This is a genomic window from Sulfuricaulis limicola (genome assembly GCF_002355735.1).
Lineage (GTDB): Bacteria > Pseudomonadota > Gammaproteobacteria > Acidiferrobacterales > Sulfurifustaceae > Sulfuricaulis > Sulfuricaulis limicola.
Genome location: NZ_AP014879.1, coordinates 1128743 through 1146085, shown reverse-complemented (window position 1 = coordinate 1146085; position 17343 = coordinate 1128743). Strand labels below are relative to the sequence as shown.

16 protein-coding genes are annotated in these 17343 nt (G+C 60.9%); 1 reads left to right on the top strand and 15 read right to left on the bottom strand.

Annotated features, from left to right (window positions below; translation table 11 throughout):
* Genes SCL_RS05600 through glyA form a run of 4 tightly spaced genes read right to left on the bottom strand, consistent with a single transcriptional unit; the run spans position 1 to position 3637 of the window.
* Positions 1-657: a riboflavin synthase gene (locus SCL_RS05600; protein WP_096360306.1), complete on the bottom strand. Its 657-nt coding sequence runs from the start codon at positions 655-657 to the stop codon at positions 1-3.
* 2 nt (positions 658-659) lie between these two features.
* Complete coding sequence (gene ribD, locus SCL_RS05595; RefSeq protein WP_197702724.1) at positions 660-1766, bottom strand: bifunctional diaminohydroxyphosphoribosylaminopyrimidine deaminase/5-amino-6-(5-phosphoribosylamino)uracil reductase RibD; 1107 nt, start codon at positions 1764-1766, stop codon at positions 660-662.
* On the bottom strand, positions 1763-2317 hold the full coding sequence (nrdR, locus tag SCL_RS05590) for a transcriptional regulator NrdR (RefSeq protein WP_096360305.1): 555 nt from the start codon (positions 2315-2317) through the stop codon (positions 1763-1765). The genes ribD and nrdR overlap by 4 nt, the downstream gene beginning before the upstream one ends.
* 54 nt (positions 2318-2371) lie before the next feature.
* Positions 2372-3637, bottom strand: a complete 1266-nt coding sequence (gene glyA / locus SCL_RS05585; protein ID WP_096360304.1) for a serine hydroxymethyltransferase — start codon at positions 3635-3637, stop codon at positions 2372-2374.
* A gap of 262 nt (positions 3638-3899) precedes the next feature.
* Between glyA and SCL_RS05580 the strand changes: the two genes are divergently transcribed.
* Positions 3900-5243, top strand: coding sequence for a diguanylate cyclase (locus SCL_RS05580; RefSeq protein ID WP_096360303.1), 1344 nt, complete (start codon positions 3900-3902; stop codon positions 5241-5243).
* 206 nt (positions 5244-5449) lie between these two features.
* Here SCL_RS05580 and SCL_RS05575 read toward each other — a convergent pair whose 3' ends face one another.
* The 11 genes from SCL_RS05575 to secD form a co-directional block, all read right to left on the bottom strand.
* Positions 5450-6835: a Vgb family protein gene (locus SCL_RS05575; RefSeq protein WP_096360302.1), complete on the bottom strand. Its 1386-nt coding sequence runs from the start codon at positions 6833-6835 to the stop codon at positions 5450-5452.
* A gap of 91 nt (positions 6836-6926) precedes the next feature.
* Positions 6927-7646, bottom strand: coding sequence for an alpha/beta fold hydrolase (locus SCL_RS05570; RefSeq protein WP_172425938.1), 720 nt, complete (start codon positions 7644-7646; stop codon positions 6927-6929).
* Between the two features lie 10 nt (positions 7647-7656).
* Positions 7657-8813 (bottom strand): IS3 family transposase gene (locus SCL_RS05565; protein ID WP_231969805.1). Its coding sequence is split into 2 segments (ribosomal slippage): positions 7657-8546 and positions 8546-8813, totalling 1158 coding nucleotides; the frame shifts between segments, so codons are not numbered across the junction.
* A gap of 150 nt (positions 8814-8963) precedes the next feature.
* Positions 8964-9383: a hypothetical protein gene (locus SCL_RS05560; RefSeq protein ID WP_148665000.1), complete on the bottom strand. Its 420-nt coding sequence runs from the start codon at positions 9381-9383 to the stop codon at positions 8964-8966.
* Positions 9384-9529: 146 nt separating this feature from the next.
* Positions 9530-10015, bottom strand: coding sequence for a hypothetical protein (locus SCL_RS05555; RefSeq protein WP_096360299.1), 486 nt, complete (start codon positions 10013-10015; stop codon positions 9530-9532).
* Between the two features lie 368 nt (positions 10016-10383).
* Entirely contained in the window at positions 10384-11172 is a 789-nt protein-coding gene (locus tag SCL_RS05550) for an ABC transporter ATP-binding protein (RefSeq protein ID WP_172425937.1), read from the bottom strand.
* 102 nt (positions 11173-11274) lie between these two features.
* On the bottom strand, positions 11275-12186 hold the full coding sequence (gene ntrB / locus SCL_RS05545; protein ID WP_096360297.1) for a nitrate ABC transporter permease: 912 nt from the start codon (positions 12184-12186) through the stop codon (positions 11275-11277).
* A gap of 15 nt (positions 12187-12201) precedes the next feature.
* Positions 12202-13464: a CmpA/NrtA family ABC transporter substrate-binding protein gene (locus SCL_RS05540; protein WP_096360296.1), complete on the bottom strand. Its 1263-nt coding sequence runs from the start codon at positions 13462-13464 to the stop codon at positions 12202-12204.
* A 119-nt stretch (positions 13465-13583) separates the two neighbouring features.
* Positions 13584-14147, bottom strand: a complete 564-nt coding sequence (locus SCL_RS05535; protein ID WP_172425936.1) for an ANTAR domain-containing response regulator — start codon at positions 14145-14147, stop codon at positions 13584-13586.
* A gap of 324 nt (positions 14148-14471) precedes the next feature.
* Positions 14472-15404, bottom strand: a complete 933-nt coding sequence (gene secF, locus SCL_RS05530; protein WP_096360294.1) for a protein translocase subunit SecF — start codon at positions 15402-15404, stop codon at positions 14472-14474.
* Positions 15405-15413: 9 nt separating this feature from the next.
* Positions 15414-17339: a protein translocase subunit SecD gene (gene secD / locus SCL_RS05525; RefSeq protein WP_096360293.1), complete on the bottom strand. Its 1926-nt coding sequence runs from the start codon at positions 17337-17339 to the stop codon at positions 15414-15416.
* Positions 17340-17343: the final 4 nt, after the last annotated feature.

Here is a 17343-nt window from a genome sequence, read left to right as displayed (position 1 = left end):
TTATTTGATAACCCCGTGTTGCGCGAGAAATTCACGCGTGATGCTCGACCCGTCTTTGACCGTGCCTTGACCGAGCATGAGCCTCTCGAGATAACGCGCCAGCAGATCGACTTCCAGATTTACTTTTGAGCCCGGCTGAAAACTGCCCAGCGTGGTTTCTGCCAGCGTGTGCGGCACGATGTTCACGTCGAACTGCGCGCCGTTGACGGCGTTGACCGTGAGACTCACGCCATCCACGCAGATGGAACCCTTTTCGGCGATATAGCGAGCCAGCGCGTCCGGCGCCTGGAATCGGAACCGCACCGATCTCGCTTCTGCTTCACGGCTGATGACCGTCCCCACCCCGTCCACATGACCACTGACCAAGTGCCCTCCGAGCGGGGTGTTGAGCGTCAGGGCTTTTTCCAGGTTCACGTCATCGCCGGGGCGCCGCTGACTCAGCGTCGTGCGCGCCAGCGTCTCCCCCGAGACATCGGCGGTGAATCCGGACGCGGAATGCTCCACGGCCGTCAGGCACACGCCGCTGACCGCGATACTGTCGCCGGTATTCACGTTCGACATGTCGAGCCCGCCGGTATCGATGCGCAGACGCGCATCGCCGCCCTTTTGCTCGATGGCGGCGATTTTTCCCACGGCCTGAATGATTCCGGTGAACATTTTCAGTCCTGTTTTTCGCTTACTTTCGCCATAACGCGCCAATCCTTTCCCAGCGCCCGCGTATCCGTAATTTCCACGTTAATGCGATCAGACATGCGCAACAGCGGTGGCAACACGAACATGCCGCGCTCGGCATTGCCCATGATATGCGGCGCATAATACAGCACCAGCTCATCCACGAGCCCGGCCCGCAGCAGCGCGCCGCACAGGGTGGCGCCGGCCTCGACCAGCACTTCGTTTACTTCCAGCCAGGCCAGATGCTTGAGCAGCGCGGCGAGATCCACGGTCCTCTCCGGCGTGGAGATATGTGCCACCTCGGCGCCGGCCTTCTTCAGGGCTTCCGCCAGCGCCGCGTCTCCGCTGGCCGTCACGATGAGTGTCTTGCCCTCGTTGCGCAGCATGCGCGCCCGGGGCGGCATGCGCAGACGGCTGTCCAGCACCACGCGCAACGGCTGGCGTCCGGTCTTGAAATCACGCACGTTGAGCGACGGATCGTCCGCCAGCACGGTGCCCACGCCGGTCAGGATCGCCGAACTGCGCGCGCGCCATTTCTGCACGTCCGCGCGCGCCGCCTCACTGGTGATCCATTTGCTGTCGCCGTTGGCCATGCCGGTGCGGCCGTCGAGACTGGCGGCCAGCTTGACGCGCACAAAGGGCCGGCCGCGTTTCATGCGGCTGATGAATCCGGGATTCAGCGCCGCGGCTTCCGCTTCCATCAGCCCGACCTCCGTCTGGATGCCGTGGCCTTCGATCTCCTTGAGCCCCTTGCCCGCCACCAGTGGATTGGGATCGCGCATGGCCGCCACCACGCGCCGCACGCCGGCCCTGATCAGCGCCTGGGTGCAGGGCGGTGTGCGCCCCTGATGGCAACAGGGCTCCAGCGTCAGGTACACACCGGCGCTGTGGGTGTTCATCTTGCCGGCCTGGTTGAGGGCGTTGATCTCGGCGTGCGGCTCGCCGGCGCGCTCGTGCCAGCCTTCGCCGACGATCTTGCCGTCCTTGACGACCACGCAGCCGACCCGCGGATTGGGATCGGTGGTGTACAGGCCACGGCGCGCCAGTTGCAGCGCGCGCGCCATGAACCGCGCATCGGCAGCCGAGGTGGTCATGGTTTCTTTCCGGGTGGCTTGCGGGCGCCGGCGGCCGGCTTGACCGGCGTTTCCGGCTCCGGGATCAGCGAGAGTTGTTTGCGCCGCAACTCGGCGCTGGGCTCATTCTGCAGGCGCTGCACCTCGTCGCGAAAGGCGTTCAGGTCGTCGAAGCTGCGATACACCGAGGCGAAGCGCACATACGCCACCGGATCAAGCTCCTTCAGTTCTTCCATCACCCATTCGCCGATCTGGCGCGAGGGAACCTCGCCCTCCCCGCTCGCCATCAGCTTGTGACGGATGCGCCCGATGATCTTTTCGACCGCGTCGGTATCCACCGGGCGCTTTTCCAGCGCGCGTGAAAGCCCGTTGTTCAGTTTCTTTTCGTTGAAAGGTTCGCGCCGGCCGTCGGACTTGATCACCTGCGGCAGGCGCAGCTCGGCGCGCTCGAAGGTGGTGAAGCGCTCGCCGCAGACCTCGCATTCGCGCCGCCGGCGCACGGAATCGCCGTCATCGGACAGGCGCGAGTCCACGACGCGGGTTTCATCGGCGGAGCAGAACGGGCAGCGCATAGCGGAATAGTAGCAAGCGGCGCATCAAAGGCGAACGTCCCGCCCCGCGGTCCCTTACGGCCGGGACGCCTCGTACACCGGGAATCGGCGGCAAATCTCCTCCGCCTTAGCCTTCACCGCCGCCCGCACGGAGGCATCGCCCAGACGGTCGAGGATGTCGCAGATCCAGCCAGCCAGCTCGCGCGACTCCTTCTCGCCGAAGCCGCGCGTGGTGATGGCCGGGGTGCCGATGCGGATGCCGCTGGTAATGAACGGAGACTGCGGGTCGTTCGGCACGGCGTTCTTGTTGACCGTGATGTGCGCCTCTCCCAGCGCCGCCTCAACATCCTTGCCGGTGATGCCCTTGTCGATGAAGCTCACCAGGAACAAATGGTTATCGGTACCGTTGGACACGACCTGGTAACCGCGATCCATCATGACCTTCGCCATGGCACGCGAATTGTTCAACACCTGCTGTTGATAGGTCTTGAATGCCGGATCCAGCGCCTCCTTGAAGGCCACCGCCTTGGCGGCGATGACGTGCATCAGTGGGCCGCCCTGAGTCCCGGGGAAGATCATTGAATTCAGCTTCTTCTCGATCTCGGGATTGGTCTTGGCCAAAATGATGCCGCCGCGCGGACCACGCAGGGTCTTGTGCGTCGTGGTCGTGGTGACGTCGGCGATTGAAACCGGGTTGGGATAGATGCCCGCCGCCACCAGTCCCGCCACATGCGCCATGTCCACGAACAGATACGCACCGACCTTGTCGGCGATCTCGCGGAAGCGCTGCCAGTCCACCACGCGCGAGTAGGCGGAGAAACCGGCGACGATCATTTTGGGCTTGTGTTCCTGCGCCAGGCGCTCGACCTGCGCGTAATCGATCTCGCCGGTCTTTTCGTTCAGGCCATACTGCGCCGCGTTGTAGATCTTGCCGGAGAAATTCACCTTGGCGCCGTGGGTGAGATGCCCGCCGTGCGCGAGGCTCATGCCGAGGACGTGATCGCCCGGGTTGAGCAACGCCATGTATACCGCGGCGTTGGCCTGCGAGCCCGAATGCGGCTGCACGTTGGCGTAGGCCGCGCCGAACAACTGCTTGGCGCGCTCGATGGCGAGGCGCTCGGCCACGTCCACGTATTCGCATCCGCCGTAGTAGCGCTTGCCGGGATAGCCTTCGGCGTATTTATTGGTGAGCTGCGAGCCCTGAGCCTCCAGTACCCGGGGGCTGGCGTAATTCTCGGAGGCGATCAGCTCGATATGGTCTTCCTGTCGACGGTTTTCGTTCTGGATGGCGGTCCACAGCTCATCGTCGAAACCCTTGATGGTCATGTCTTTGGTGAACATTAAATTCCGGACTCCTGTCTGTGGCGCCCGCCCCTTCCCGGCCCGAAAGAGGATCGCGGCTGCCTGAAAAGCGGCTAAGGATATACGATTCCGGCGGGTGATGCATAACCCTGTGGCAAGCCGTCACAGCCTGCCGGTATTTGTGCGCGATAATTCCGGGCGCGGCGGTTTTTTCCGGTTCTGAAGGTGTAAATCAGCGGCGTCTGGCCTATTCTTATTCTTGAATCAAGCAACAACATCAGTCGTCGCAACACGCACGTCAATGAGCGACACTCGATCCGGCGGTACCGAAGACACGGCCACCAACCCCGGAGCCTCCCTGCGCCACAAAAACCGCTCCCTCAGGGTTTTTTTCCGGTCCGGGGCCGCGCTGTTCTTTCTCGCGCTGATCACGGCCAATGCCGTCATGCTTTTCAATCTCTACAAGGCGCTGCGCCTGACCGACGAGGTCGTGGAGCACTCCATCGTCGAGATGCACCACGCCATGCGGCTGCAGATGTCGCTGGCGCAGGCGGCAATGCCGCCCAACGACTACCTCATTCACGGTGACCCGAAGGCGCGCGACGAATTCCAGGCGCACGCCACCGAGGTTGGGCGGAATTTCGAAACCCTTGCGCCCATGACGGCGATGACAGACACGCAGCACCAGGTGTTGACTGCGGCGCGACGCGACTGGGAACACGCGCGCGTGATAGGTGAAGCGATCCTGAAAACAGCGTCGCCGGTCGGCAACATGAAAAGCGCCGCGAAGATGGAGGAATTCGACAAACTGATCGAAAACATCATCACCCGGCTCAACGCCATACACCACGTGGCCCATACGGAAACGGAAGAATCACACAAGATACTGCATGACCTCAAACTGGAGGCCACCACCGTCGTGCTGGTGTTTCTGGCCGCCGGTCTCGCGATCGCCGTCGCCGGCTTCGTCCTGTTGAACCGCCAGCTGTTCCCGCCACTGCAAGACCTGTCCCGCGGTATGCGCTTGTTCAGCGAAGGACGGCATGGGCACCGCATCGGCGGGAACATGCCGGTGGAGCTGCGGGAGCTGGCCGAAGGCTTCAATGCCATGGCGGCAAACCTGCAAGCGCAACATGCCGAGCTCGTAAAAACCTCGACTCATGACGCCCTCACCGGCTGCCTCAATCACCGGCAGTTCACCCTGGATTTCGACCGGGAATTCCTGCGCGTGAGCCGCTATCAGGGCAACCTGTCGCTGCTGATGGTGGACCTCGACAACTTCAAGTCCGTCAACGACACCTACGGCCACCCCGCCGGTGACCGGGTGCTGCAGAAAGTGGCGGAGGCGATGAACTCGCAGCTGCGCGCGAGCGACACGCTGTATCGTTACGGCGGCGAGGAGTTCGTCATCCTGCTGCCGGAAACGGACCGGCACGGTGCCTTGACGGTGGCCGAATCCATCCGCCACAAAGTCGCCACCACCGCCATTATCGTGGACGACAACGAGACGGTTACCATCACCGTCAGTATCGGCGTGGCCTGCTTCCCGCAGGACACGAAAGAGCAGGAAGATTTGCTGAAAAAAGCCGACCAGGCGGTTTACGCCGCGAAGAACAACGGACGCAACCGCGTGTGTCACCTTTAAGATGTAGGTTGGGGTGAGGCGTGAAACGCCGAACCCCAACGTTGATAATTTTTGTTGGGGTTCATTTCATTCACCCCAACCTACCATAACTTTCCACCCATCGAGCAGCCGTCACCCCGGCGAAAGCCGGGGTCCAGATAATAAGGCCGTAAGATTTTTAACTAACTGGATTCCGGCTTTCGCCGGAATGACGAAACAATAAACTCTCATTTCCCCTGCGGCCGCAACCGCACCACCGCACTGGCATCGAACGGCATCTGGGTATGCGCGTTCGGAAACGAGGCGTAATTGGTCCAGATGTCACCGTTCTCGGTAAAGCTCACGGTGCGCGTGTACGCACCCCGGCGCGGCAGACGGTAAATCGTGAATTGCTTCGTCTTCGGTTCCAGCCGGTAAAGGCTGTCGGAACCCGAGCCGGTGATCCAGAAATCGCCGGTATAGCGGTTGCGCCGGATGCCGTAGGGAAAATCCCCCGGGATCGGCAGCGCGATCCGGTCCGTGACCTTGCGTTTGCGCGTGTCGTAGACGGTGATCTTCCCGGTCGCGAGCTCCGGTATCCACAGCACGTCATCCTTGTCGATGGCGAGACGCTTCGGTCCAACGGATTTCTGCTCCATGTCCTGCTCCCAGGCCGTGCCAGTTTTGGGGTCGAGCATGCCGAGACGGTTGCCGTGGGTCTCGGTGTACCAGAGATTGCCCTGGCCGTCGGCCACCGCCGCGTACAAATGCACGCCCTTCTCCGGCAGGCTCGTGGTGCGCGGGGTCGTGAAGTTACTCACCTTGCCTGTCTTCGGATCGAGGCGGGTCAGGAATTCACGCGAGAAGTTGGTCATCCAGATGCCGCCATCCGCGTCCTCGTGGATGTAACGCTCGGCGTCCATCACGAAATACTGGATGTTCGCGCCCTTCTGGAAATCCGAATAAACCTTGAATTCCTTCTTGCCGGGATCAAAGCGGATCACCTGCTCCGACTTGGTGAAGGTCATCCAGATCATGCCGTCGCGCGTGGTGTCGATCTGGTGCGCCCCGCCCGGCTTGCCCGGCTCGACCGTCACCGGAATATCGAAGCTCTCCACCGCGCCGCTCTCGATATCGGTGCCGTAGAGCTTGTTGCCGAAGTAATCCGCCGTCCAGGCCCGGCCGCCGCTCACCGTCATGTCATGATAGAAACCGGTCTTGGCCCCGGCCGGGTATTCGCGGATGTCCGCCTTCGCCGTCTCGAAGTAACGCCCGTGCTTGGGCATTTTGGCGTTGGCCGTGAGCCACTGCGCCAATTCCTCGGTTTCCAGCCGGATCAGATTGAGCTCCAGGCTGTCATCGGTCTTTTTCATGCGCGCAATCACCTCGCGCCATTCCTCGATCGATTTGCGATAGGCCACCGGCGGGCCCATCTGATGGCACGGCGTACAACCCAATATCACCTGCCGCCGGGTCTCGCCCTCGGGCAGCATGGCGATCCAGTCCGCCGACCGCACCGGCTCGGCCTGCGAGCGCTCATCTTCGGGGTAAATGAATTTTTCGGAACAGCCGGAGATCAGAAACAGAAACAATAGAAAAAACCCCAGCCGCACCCGCGTAAATCCGTGGATCATCGCCATCTCCTCGCTTGTAGTGGAAAGCACCCGCGCTGGGCCGCGGGTGAAGGAATTATTTCACAGTGGCAAAAGTGAATCTACACAGCTGCTAGAAACTTTTTAGTTTTTTTGCCACCCACTCTGCGCATTCTCGCGGCTTGGCCTGCATCAAAAAGTGGGGGCCTTCCATTGATTCCACTACGCAACCATCAAAGTGTTGCTGGAACCAATTTTTCGCGCTAGGCGGAACCAACCGATCTTGGTTTGCCTGAAGGTAATAGCATGGAATTTGAAAACGTATCTTTTCAAAAGACAGGCATTCCGAAATGAGCTTCAGGCGATGAGTGAGTACTTCAGGGGATACCGTCAAGAGCGCTTCCCGCAGCAGTGACAATTCTTGGGTGTCTGCATTCCTGCCAAGGCAAAATTGCCGCAAGAAAAAAGATGGGGCCAAGCGCATAACAGAACCAATCCATGACACCTTCGAAGCAAAGCGAAGCATCTGCGGACGAGGCGGTTCCGCGAAGGACGCAACAAAGAGAACGCCTCTTATATGTGGCAATCCCCGAGCCAGGAGCGCCAAGGCAACCAAACCAGAGAAAGACTCGGCTAACAATACAACCTCTTCACGCGGTAACTCCTGTGCAACGAGCTGGGCAAGCTCAGAAAGAGAAAACTTCTGATTTGGGGGATAGGTAATGACCTTGGGCCGGATGTCCTTTGGCAACGAAGCCAACAGTGAGCGGAAGAGAATGCCCGTACCGTCGAGACCTGGCAGCAAGACAAGCTTTGGTGGGTTAGATACGCTCTGGACTTCCCCCAAATTCATGGACACCGGCTCAAGCAACTTGGTTCATCGCCTCGAACTCGGCCGGTGAACGGTAGCCGAGGGTCGAATGACGACGTTGCCGATTGTAGAACACTTCGATGTATTCGAAGATGTCCTGTTTCGCTTCTTCCCGCGTGAGATAGCGCCGGTCGTGGATCAGCTCCTTCTTGAGCGTGCCGAAGAAACTCTCGACGCAGGCGTTGTCCCAGCAGTTCGCCTTGCGGCTCATCGAACACGTCATGCCGGCGCGGCCGAGCAGTCCCTGGTAATCGCCGCTCGCATACTGCACGCCGCGATCGGAGTGATGCAGCAGCCCCTTGGCCGGTTTGCGCCGCCACAGCGCCATGGTCAGTGCCTGGGTGGCGAGATCGGCGGTGAGCCGCGGCCCCATCGCCCAGCCGATCACGGCCCGCGAGTAGAGATCGAGCACCACGGCGAGATACAGCCAGCCTTCCCGCGTCCAGACGTAGGTGATGTCACCGGCCCACACCCGGTTCGGTTCGTCGACCGCAAACCGCCGATCGAGTGTGTTGGCGGCCACCGGCAGTTTATGGCCGGAATCGGTCGTGGCCTTCCACTTTTTCACCGTTTTGGCCCGGATGCCGTGGAGGCGCATCAGCCGCGCCACGCGATTTTCGCCGATCCGGTGCCCGCGTTTCTGCAGTGCATCGCAGATGCTGGGGCTGCCATAGGTGCAGCGGCTCCCGGCGTGGATCGCCCGAATCGAGACCAACAACGCCCGGTTATGCACCGCGCGTTGGCTCTCCGGCCGGGTGTGCCAGGCGTAGTAGCCGGCCGCCGAGACCTTCAGGGCCCGGCACATCAGGCGCACGGGGAAGCGGCGGACGTTCTCCCGGATGGCGCGGTATCTCATGACCGCTCCCTCGCGAAGAACGCCGCCGCACGCTTTAAAAAATCACGCTCCTTTCTCACGGTGTCGAGCTCGCGGCGAAGACACGTCAGCTCTTCGTGCTCGGCCTTGAGGTTCGTCCGCGTGGTCCCGAGGCGACGTGCGTTATGTTCCTCGGTTCGCCAGCGGTACAGCAGATTCTCCGCGATGCCGAGCTCCCGTGCGATCTCGGCCACGGGTTTACCACTTTCCTGCACCAGGCGCACGGCCTCGGTCTTGAACTCCTCGGTGTATTGACGTCGTTTTTGTGCTGACATAGGGTCCTCCGATTTCGGTATTGTCCACCTTAACGGGGTGTCCACGAAATCGGGGGAGGTTCACTCAATCATTGCTGCTCTTAAAAAAACTAACGTAGGATCAAGATTTCGCAAATATTAGCGGAAACTGTGATCTGGACTGACCCATTTTTAGAGACCAAATTTCTTCAATAGCCACTGTGGATTTGCTATAGCAACAACTATCAAACTGCCCCAGAACACAATACCAAGCATATAGAACCCCGTATGCATGGCAGTGACGACACCATTCCATGCTGTGGTTTCTGGAAACCGTACTTTTTCCTTTAGCAATTCCGTTACGACCTGATCTTTCAAGATGTGTTCACGGAACCACATAAGCCAGAGCATAACCGTCACAAATGTAATTAGGAACGCAAGCACAGTTACCCAAGAAATAATCTGTTGGGGAGGTATATCACTCCGCATGAGCACGAACAGTCCTGCCAAACCAGCGATTGTCACCGTTATGTGAAAACCGAGAAGCATGAAACTTATCGACGGGTATCCTGACAGGATGCGTTGATAGTTGTAGAAATCGCGGTCCTGCATCGTTAGGCTTTATGATTAGAGGATTTATTGATTGGTATAACGATATACCACCGACGTGGTCGGTGGGAATCCCAGCCTAGAATAGCTGGATTCCTGCCCTCGACTAACACATTCGAGGGCAGGCTCTGCGTGGAATAACAGCAGATTCAGACATACAACTCCCCGGCCCGGGCGAGGAATTCGGCGTAATTAAGGTAATGACTGCCGTCGCAGGAGAAGTTGAGGCCGACGAGGCCGTTGACCACGTTGAGCGAGCCGGCGCGCAGATAGATGTGGTTGTCCAGCGTGCGCAGGCGCTTGAACTCGGTCAGCACCCGGGAAATTTCCGGCGAAGGCACGAGGGCTTCATTAGTGTAGGGTTGGCGCCGGTAGATGTTGCACAGATCGGGGTCGAGGAACTCTTCCTTGACGTGCACGCGGTAGCGCAGCGGGTCGTTGAGCAGCCACAGCGTCACCTGGCCGGTGGAGAAATGCACCTTGGCGTGAAACACGCCGTGCCCCAGCAGCAGCACCTCGACGCGCGCCAGCACTTCGTCGATGTGCCGGTCGAATTCGTTCGCCACGCGCGCCTGCTCGAACACGAACTGGCGCACCGAGGGATCGCCACGGATTTGCAGCCACCGCGGGCGCATGTCTTGCTACTCCTGTTTCAGCTTCCTGACCTCATGGATACCGCGCGCCAGCACCACCAGCATCCAATACCATCCGACCTTGAGCGCGCCCAGATTCTGCATCATGGTTTGCGTGAACATGGTTCCCTTTAACTCGACCCGTAGGTTGGGGTGAGCGCAGCGAACCCCAACGAAAAATACCCAAACTGCTGTTGGGCTTCGCTTCGCTCAGCCCAACCTACATTACTATCCATTGCTATCATTCCCGCGGAAGCGGGAATCCAGTGCTGTTTATGTCATCGCGCGCAAAGCGCGCGATACCATGCAAACCCTGGATGCCCGCTTCCGCGGGCATGACGACAAATAAAAATCTTCCATGTGCCTTTGAATCAAGCCGCCTTGACCTCGCGCGCGTACAGGAACTTGAGCACCTCGCCGCGCAGGCGCAGGTAATGCGCGTCCTGCACCAGCTCCAGCCGCGCGCGCGGGCGCGGCAGGTCGATCTCCAGAATCTCGCCGATGGTCGCCGCCGGGCCGTTGGTCATCATGACGATGCGGTCCGACAGCAGCACGGCCTCGTCCACGTCGTGCGTCACCATGAGCGTGGTGCTGCCGACGGTCGCGACGAGGCGCATCAGCTCGTCCTGAAGGTTGGCGCGGGTGAGCGCGTCGAGCGCACCCAGCGGTTCGTCGAGCAGCAGCACCTTGGGCTGCATCGACAGGGCGCGCGCGATGCCGACGCGTTGCTTCATGCCGCCGGAAATCTCGTGCGGGTACTTCTGCTCCGCGTGCGTCAAGCCGACCAGCGCCAGCGCCTCGCGCGTGCGCCGTTTCAGGTCGGCGCGGGTTTCGGTGTCGCCGAACACGCGTTCGACGGCGAGATAGACATTGCCGAAACAGGTCAGCCACGGCAACAGCGAATGGTTCTGGAACACCACGGCGCGGTCCGGGCCGGGGCCGGCGATCTCGCGGTCGTTGGCGAGCAGCACGCCAGACGTCGGCGCGAACAGCCCCGCCACCAGGTTCAGCAACGTTGATTTGCCGCAACCGGAGTGGCCGATGATGGAAACGAATTCGCCCTGCCGGATGTTGAGGCTCACGTTATCCAGCGCCACGTAGCGGCCGCCGCGCGTGTTGAACACCATGTGCACGTTTTCGATTTGTACGAATTTTTCCATGATTTTCTCCATATATCACCTCAGTTACCCCTCTCCCTCATTCCCTCTCCCGCACGCGGGAGAGGGAAGCGGGCCGAAGTGCGCGCTTCGCGCGCACACCTCTTAATATCGGAACCGGCGCGCCACCAGCAGGATCGCCTGTTCCAGCAGCAGGCCGACGATGCCGACGACGAAGATGGCGATGATGATGTGTTCGACGTTCAGGTTGTTCCATTCGTCCCACACCCAGAAGCCGAGGCCGATGCCGCCGGTGAGCATCTCGGCCGCCACGATCACGAGCCAGGCGACGCCGATGGACAGGCGCACGCCGGTGAGCATGTACGGCAGCACCGCCGGGAACAGGATGCGGCTGAACATCTTCCACGGCGACAGTTTGAGCACGCGCGCGACGTTGAGATAATCCTGCGGCACTTGGGTCACGCCGGAGGCGGTGTTGAGCACCATCGGCCACAGGCTCGAAATGAAAATCACCCAGATGGCCGCCGGCTGCGCCTGCTTGAACACGTACAAGCCGATCGGCAGCCACGCGAGCGGCGAGACCGGCCGCAGCACGCTTATGATCGGCGCCATCATGCGGTTCAGGAATCCGGAATAGCCGATCAGGAACCCGAGCGGGATGCCCACCAGCGCCGCCAGGCCGAAACCGATGCCGACGCGCCCGAGCGAGTGCAGGATATTCCAGCCGATACCCTGATCGTTCGGCCCCTGATCGTAGAACGGATCGCTGAACACCTTGACCGCGGAATCGAAGGTCTTGACCGGGCCCGGCAGATCGCTGGAGACGGACACCACCGACCACAGCAACACGAAGACCACCAACCCGAACAGCGGTGGCATCACGTTGCGCTGGAACATCTGTGCCGCCAGCTGCCAGCGGTTCGGGCCCGCCACTGGTGACGGCGCAGGCACGGCAGGCGCTGACACGGTGGCTGACTCGGCAGCCGGCGTCTCCACGACTTCAGAGACTTCCGGCTTCGCCGGTTTCTTTTGCTTGCTCATGCTTATCACGTTCATGGCGACCTCCTATCGTCAGGCCTTGATCTTGAAACCCGCGGCATAGGCCTTGGGGTCCTTGCCGTCCCACACCACGCCGTCGATGAGTTTGCTGGTGCGCATCGGGCTGGCCGGCACCGCCACCTTGACCTGCGCCGCGACCTGCTTGTAAAGCTCGATCTGGTTTACCTGTTTCGCCACGGCGAGGTAGTCCGGGTCCTGCTTGAGCAGGCCCCAGCGCTTGTGTTGCGTCAGGAACCACATGCCATCCGACAGGTGCGGATAGTTGACGTATCCGTCGTTATAAAACTTCATGTAGTTGGGGTCCTTCCAGGTCTTGCCGTTGCCGTTGTCGTAGTTGCCGAGGAAGCGCCCGAGAATCACCTCTTCCGGCGCGTTGACGTAGGACTTGCTGGCGATGATCTGCGCCACCTTCGCGCGATTGGCGGTAGCGTCGATGAACTTCGAAGCCTCCAGCACCGCCGCCATCATGGCGCGCGTGGTGTTCGGATATTTCTGCACGAACTCGAGGCTGGTGCCGAGCACTTTTTCCGGGTGATCCTTCCACAACTCCTGGGTAGTGACGGCGGTGAAACCGATCTTGTCGTAGATGGCGCGCGCGCCCCAGGGCTCGCCGACGCAGAAGCCGTCCATGTTGCCGACGCGCATGTTGGCCACCATCTGCGGCGGCGGCACGACGATGGTCTTCACGTCGGCCATCGGATTGATGCCGTAGGTCGCGAGCCAGTAGTACAGCTCCATGGCATGCGTGCCGGTAGGAAAGGTCTGGGCAAAGGTGTACTCGCGCTTTTCCTTGCCGATGAGCGCCTTGAGGCTGGCGCCGTCAGTGACGCCCTTGTCCTTCAGCTGATTCGAGAGGCTGATGGCCTGGCCGTTGTGGTTGATGCCCATGAGCACGGCCATGTCCTTCTTCGGGCCGCCGATGCCGAGTTGCACGCCGTAGATCAGGCCGTAGAGCACGTGCGAGGCATCGAGTTCGCCATTCACCAGCTTGTCGCGCACCGCGGCCCAGCTGGCTTCCTTCGAAGGCGTGATCTTGATGCCGTATTTCTTGTCGAAACCCATTTCCGAGGCGATCACGACGCTGGCGCAGTCGGTCAGCGGGATGAAACCGATTTTCACCTCGGTTTTCTCGGGCGCGTCCGAGCCCGCGGCCCAGGCGCTGGTGCGCCAGCCGGCCAGACCCGCGGCCGCGCCGGCGGCGCCCAACCGCAGAAAATCCCGGCGCGACAACCCGCGCGCCGCCTTGTTGCCTGCTGCCAACTTCTTGCGTTGCATAGTGTTCTCCTGTGTTTAAGCCATAAAAAAGGCGTCCATCGGCCCGAGGTTCCCTCGGACCCATGGACGCCGTTGTCCAATCAGCGGACCGCCATTGGCCCGCCCGAAAATCTTGATCTTCAGCCCTGCGCCAGCGCTTCTTCCGCCGTCACGATGCTTTCCGCCACTTCGGCCAGGCGCTTGCCCCGGTCCATCGCCATCTTGCGCAGCGCGGTATAGGCCACGTTCTCCGGCAGGTTACGCCGGCGCATCAAAATACCCTTGGCGCGCTCGACGAGCTTGCGCTCGGCCAGTTCCATAACCGCGGCGTCACGCTCCTGGCGCAGCGCCTGAAATTCGCGAAACCGCGCCAATGCCGTTTGCAACACCGGCTCGACGCGCTCCGCCTCCAGGCCGTCCACCACGTAGGCGCTGACGCCGGCCTTGACGGCGGCGCGCAGCGGCGCGTTATCGCTGCGTTCGGTAAACACCACGACCGGCAAGGGGCATTCACGCGACAATTGTTCCAGCTGCTGCACCACCGCCGGGTCGGGCGCCGCCAGCGACGCCACGACAGCATCGGGGCGGGCCTGGCGCGCGTAGAAACACAGGTCGTCGTCCGGGCGAATGACCGTCACGACATGATGCCGGGCCGCGCTGAGCGCATGCTCGATCAGCACCGTGCTATCGGGTTGATCAGTCATCAAAAGTATTCGAAGTCGCATCGTTTCCGGCTCGTATGTCACGCGTGATATAGCAACCGCTGTGCCATGATGCCTGGAAGCGCTAACCGCTTGATTCGGCGGGAAACAAACGCATGACAACGCTCTGCGCGAACGTATGGATGCACAGCGATGGTGAATGCGAGGGAGAAATGCCCGCGTTTGGTGCGCCGCGGGCGAGGGATGTAACTCTTTAACGAAATGAAATAGACAGGATTAACAGGATTTTTCAGGATTTACAGGATTAATTTCTAAATTTAAAGCAGTTTGAATCCTGTAAATCCTGTGAAATATTTATTAGGGGGTTCAGGGACGGCCGTCTTCGAGCGTGTCTTTCTTGGTCGGCATGAGGTCCTCGCGCGACACGCCGAGCCACATGACGATGGGGCTGGCCACCAGCACCGAGGAATAGATGCCGAACAGGATGCCGATGGTGAGCGCGAGGGCGAAATAATGCAGCGTTTCGCCGCCGAAGAACAGCATCGCCAGCACCGCCATCTGGGTGCTGCCGTGGGTGATGATGGTGCGCGACATGGTGCGCGTGATGGCGTTGTCGATGATCTGCACCGTGGTGCTCTTGCGCAGCTTGCGGAAATTTTCCCGCACGCGGTCGAACACCACCACCGATTCGTTCACCGAGTAACCGAGAATGGCCAGCACCGCCGCCAGCACCGGCAGCGAGAAATCCCACTGGAACAGGGCGAAGCAGCCGAGAATGATCACGATGTCATGCAGGTTGGCGATGATCGCGGCCACGCCGAACTTCCACTCGAAGCGGAACCACAGGTACAACACGATACCGATTGAGACGAACAGCAGCGCCAGCGCGCCGTTCTCCACCAGTTCCTTGCCTACCTGGGGACCGACGAATTCCACGCGGCGCAATTCGACCGTGGGGTCGGCCTGCCGCAGGCCTTGCATGACGTTCTCGGACTGCTGGGCGCTGGAGATGCCTTCTTTCAGCGGCAGGCGTACCAGCACGTCGCGTGCGGTGCCGAAATTCTGCACCGCCACGTCCTGGAAGCCCAATTTGGCGAGCGAATCGCGGATTTTCGGGACGTCGGCCGGCTGGCTGTAGCTGATTTCCATCACCGTGCCGCCGGTGAAATCGACGCCGAAATTCAGGCCTTTCGTGATCAGGAAAAACACCGCGAGGAGGAACGTAATGACGGAAATCACGTTGAACACCAGCGCGTAGCGCATGAACGGGATGTCTTTCCTGATCTTGAAGAATTCCATGGCGCGTCTTTATCCCTGAGCCAGACTGGTCTCTTTCCAGGCGGTATTGCCGATGGGCAGTTTTTCGAGCTTGCGCCGGCTGCCGTACAACAGGTTGACCATGGCGCGCGACACCATCACCGCGCTGAACATCGAGGTCAGGATGCCGAGGCACAGCACGACCGCGAACCCGCGCACCGCCCCGGAACCGAAACCGAACAGCACCAGGCCCGCGATCAGCGTGGTGACGTTGGAATCGAGAATGGTGCCGAACGCACGTTCATAGCCGGCGTAGATACTGGCCTGCGGGGTGTTGCCATTGCGCAATTCCTCACGAATGCGCTCGTTGATGAGCACGTTGGCGTCGATCGCCATGCCGACGGTCAGCGCGATCGCGGCCATGCCGGGCAGGGTCAGCGTGGCCTGGAGCATGGACAGCAGGGCCACCAGCAACACCACGTTGACGGCCAGTGCCGCCACCGAGATGAACCCGAAGACGACGTAATAGATGATCATGAAGACCGCGATCATCGCGAAACCGACCCAGATCGACTGATAACCCTTGGCGATGTTGTCGGCACCGAGGCTCGGACCCACGGTGCGCTCCTCGATGATTTCGACCGGCGCGGCAAAGGCGCCGGCGCGCAGCAGCAGCGACAGTTCGTTCGCCTCTTGCACCGAGTCCAGGCCTTCGATCTGGAAACGCTTGCCCAGCTGCGAGCGAATCACCGGCGCGGTGATCACCTCTTCCACGCGTTTGCTCACGCGCAACGGACGCCCGTTCGCATCCAGCACCGGTTTCCCGTGCTCGTCGAGCTTCGGGTCGGATTTGATTTCGATGTAGATCACCGCCATGCGCTTGCCGACATTTTCCCCGGTGATCCGCTGGTTGATGGCCGCTCCGCGGGCGTCGAGCGTGATGGAAACGATCGGGGTGTTGCTCTGGCTCTCGAAGCCGGGGGCGGAATCAATGATGTTGTCGCCCGAATAAATCAGCCGGTTCTTGAGCAGGATCGGACGTCCGTCGCGCATTTTGTAGAGTTTCGAGCCGGCCGGCACCGCGCCCGACAGCGCGCCCGCGACGTCGTGCTCCTCGTCCACCATCATGATTTCGAGGGTCGCCGTGCGTCCGAGGATTTCCTTGGCCTTGGCCGTATCCTGCACGCCGGGCAACTGCACCACGATGCGATCCTGCCCCTGCTGCTGGATGATCGGCTCGGCCACGCCCAGCTCGTTCACGCGGTTCTGCAGCGAGGTGATGTTCTGTTCCAGCGCGAAACGGCCCTTGTCCATGACCGCCGCGGGTTTCATTTTGGCGCCGATGATGAAATCGCCGCTGCGCTCGATTTCGGCGAATTCGAGATCGGGCAGTTCCTTGCGCACGACCTCCAGACCCTTTTCGCGCTCGGCTTGGTCGCGGAAACGGATTTCGATGCCGCCGCGCTCCAGCCGGCTGACCGTCAAGTACTGCACCTTTTTCTCGCGCAGGACGCGGCGCATGTCGTCGGTGTAGTTCTCCTCGGCCTTCTTGAGCACCGCCGCCGTGTCCACCTGCATCAGGAAATGCACGCCGCCGCGCAGGTCGAGACCGAGATACATCGGCTTGGCGTTGATCGCCGCCAGCCAGGCCGGTGTCGCCGGCAGCAGGTTGAGCGCCACCACGTAGTTGTCGCCCAGCGCCTTCTGGATCAGGTCGCGCGCGTGAAGCTGGGTCTCGGTATCGGTGAAACGAATCCGCGCTCCCTGTTCATCCAGTGCCGCGCCGGTATAGGCGATATTTGCCTGCTTCAGCTGTCCCTCGACGAGCGTCAGCAGCGGCTGGTCCACCTTGGTAGTGCGCGTCGGGGAAATCTGGACCGCCGGATATTCGCCATAGATGTTCGGCAAGGCGTAAACGAAGCCGACCACCACGACGACGAGGACCAGCAGGTATTTCCAGAGCGGATATCTGTTCATTTAA

What these genes read in the sequence shown, in the direction of transcription:
- SCL_RS05570 (WP_172425938.1), bottom strand. Translation starts at nt 7,646, where the DNA reads ATGAATTTGGGGGAAGTCCAGAGCGTATCTAACCCACCAAAGCTTGTC.
- SCL_RS05535 (WP_172425936.1), bottom strand. Translation starts at nt 14,147, where the DNA reads ATGACTGATCAACCCGATAGCACGGTGCTGATCGAGCATGCGCTCAGC.
- ribD (WP_197702724.1), bottom strand. Translation starts at nt 1,766, where the DNA reads ATGACCACCTCGGCTGCCGATGCGCGGTTCATGGCGCGCGCGCTGCAA.
- SCL_RS05575 (WP_096360302.1), bottom strand. Translation starts at nt 6,835, where the DNA reads ATGATCCACGGATTTACGCGGGTGCGGCTGGGGTTTTTTCTATTGTTT.
- nrdR (WP_096360305.1), bottom strand. Translation starts at nt 2,317, where the DNA reads ATGCGCTGCCCGTTCTGCTCCGCCGATGAAACCCGCGTCGTGGACTCG.
- glyA (WP_096360304.1), bottom strand. Translation starts at nt 3,637, where the DNA reads ATGTTCACCAAAGACATGACCATCAAGGGTTTCGACGATGAGCTGTGG.
- SCL_RS05560 (WP_148665000.1), bottom strand. Translation starts at nt 9,383, where the DNA reads ATGCAGGACCGCGATTTCTACAACTATCAACGCATCCTGTCAGGATAC.
- secD (WP_096360293.1), bottom strand. Translation starts at nt 17,339, where the DNA reads ATGAACAGATATCCGCTCTGGAAATACCTGCTGGTCCTCGTCGTCGTG.
- SCL_RS05555 (WP_096360299.1), bottom strand. Translation starts at nt 10,015, where the DNA reads ATGCGCCCGCGGTGGCTGCAAATCCGTGGCGATCCCTCGGTGCGCCAG.
- ntrB (WP_096360297.1), bottom strand. Translation starts at nt 12,186, where the DNA reads ATGAACGTGATAAGCATGAGCAAGCAAAAGAAACCGGCGAAGCCGGAA.
- SCL_RS05580 (WP_096360303.1), top strand. Translation starts at nt 3,900, where the DNA reads ATGAGCGACACTCGATCCGGCGGTACCGAAGACACGGCCACCAACCCC.
- SCL_RS05600 (WP_096360306.1), bottom strand. Translation starts at nt 657, where the DNA reads ATGTTCACCGGAATCATTCAGGCCGTGGGAAAAATCGCCGCCATCGAG.
- SCL_RS05550 (WP_172425937.1), bottom strand. Translation starts at nt 11,172, where the DNA reads ATGGAAAAATTCGTACAAATCGAAAACGTGCACATGGTGTTCAACACG.
- secF (WP_096360294.1), bottom strand. Translation starts at nt 15,404, where the DNA reads ATGGAATTCTTCAAGATCAGGAAAGACATCCCGTTCATGCGCTACGCG.
- SCL_RS05540 (WP_096360296.1), bottom strand. Translation starts at nt 13,464, where the DNA reads ATGCAACGCAAGAAGTTGGCAGCAGGCAACAAGGCGGCGCGCGGGTTG.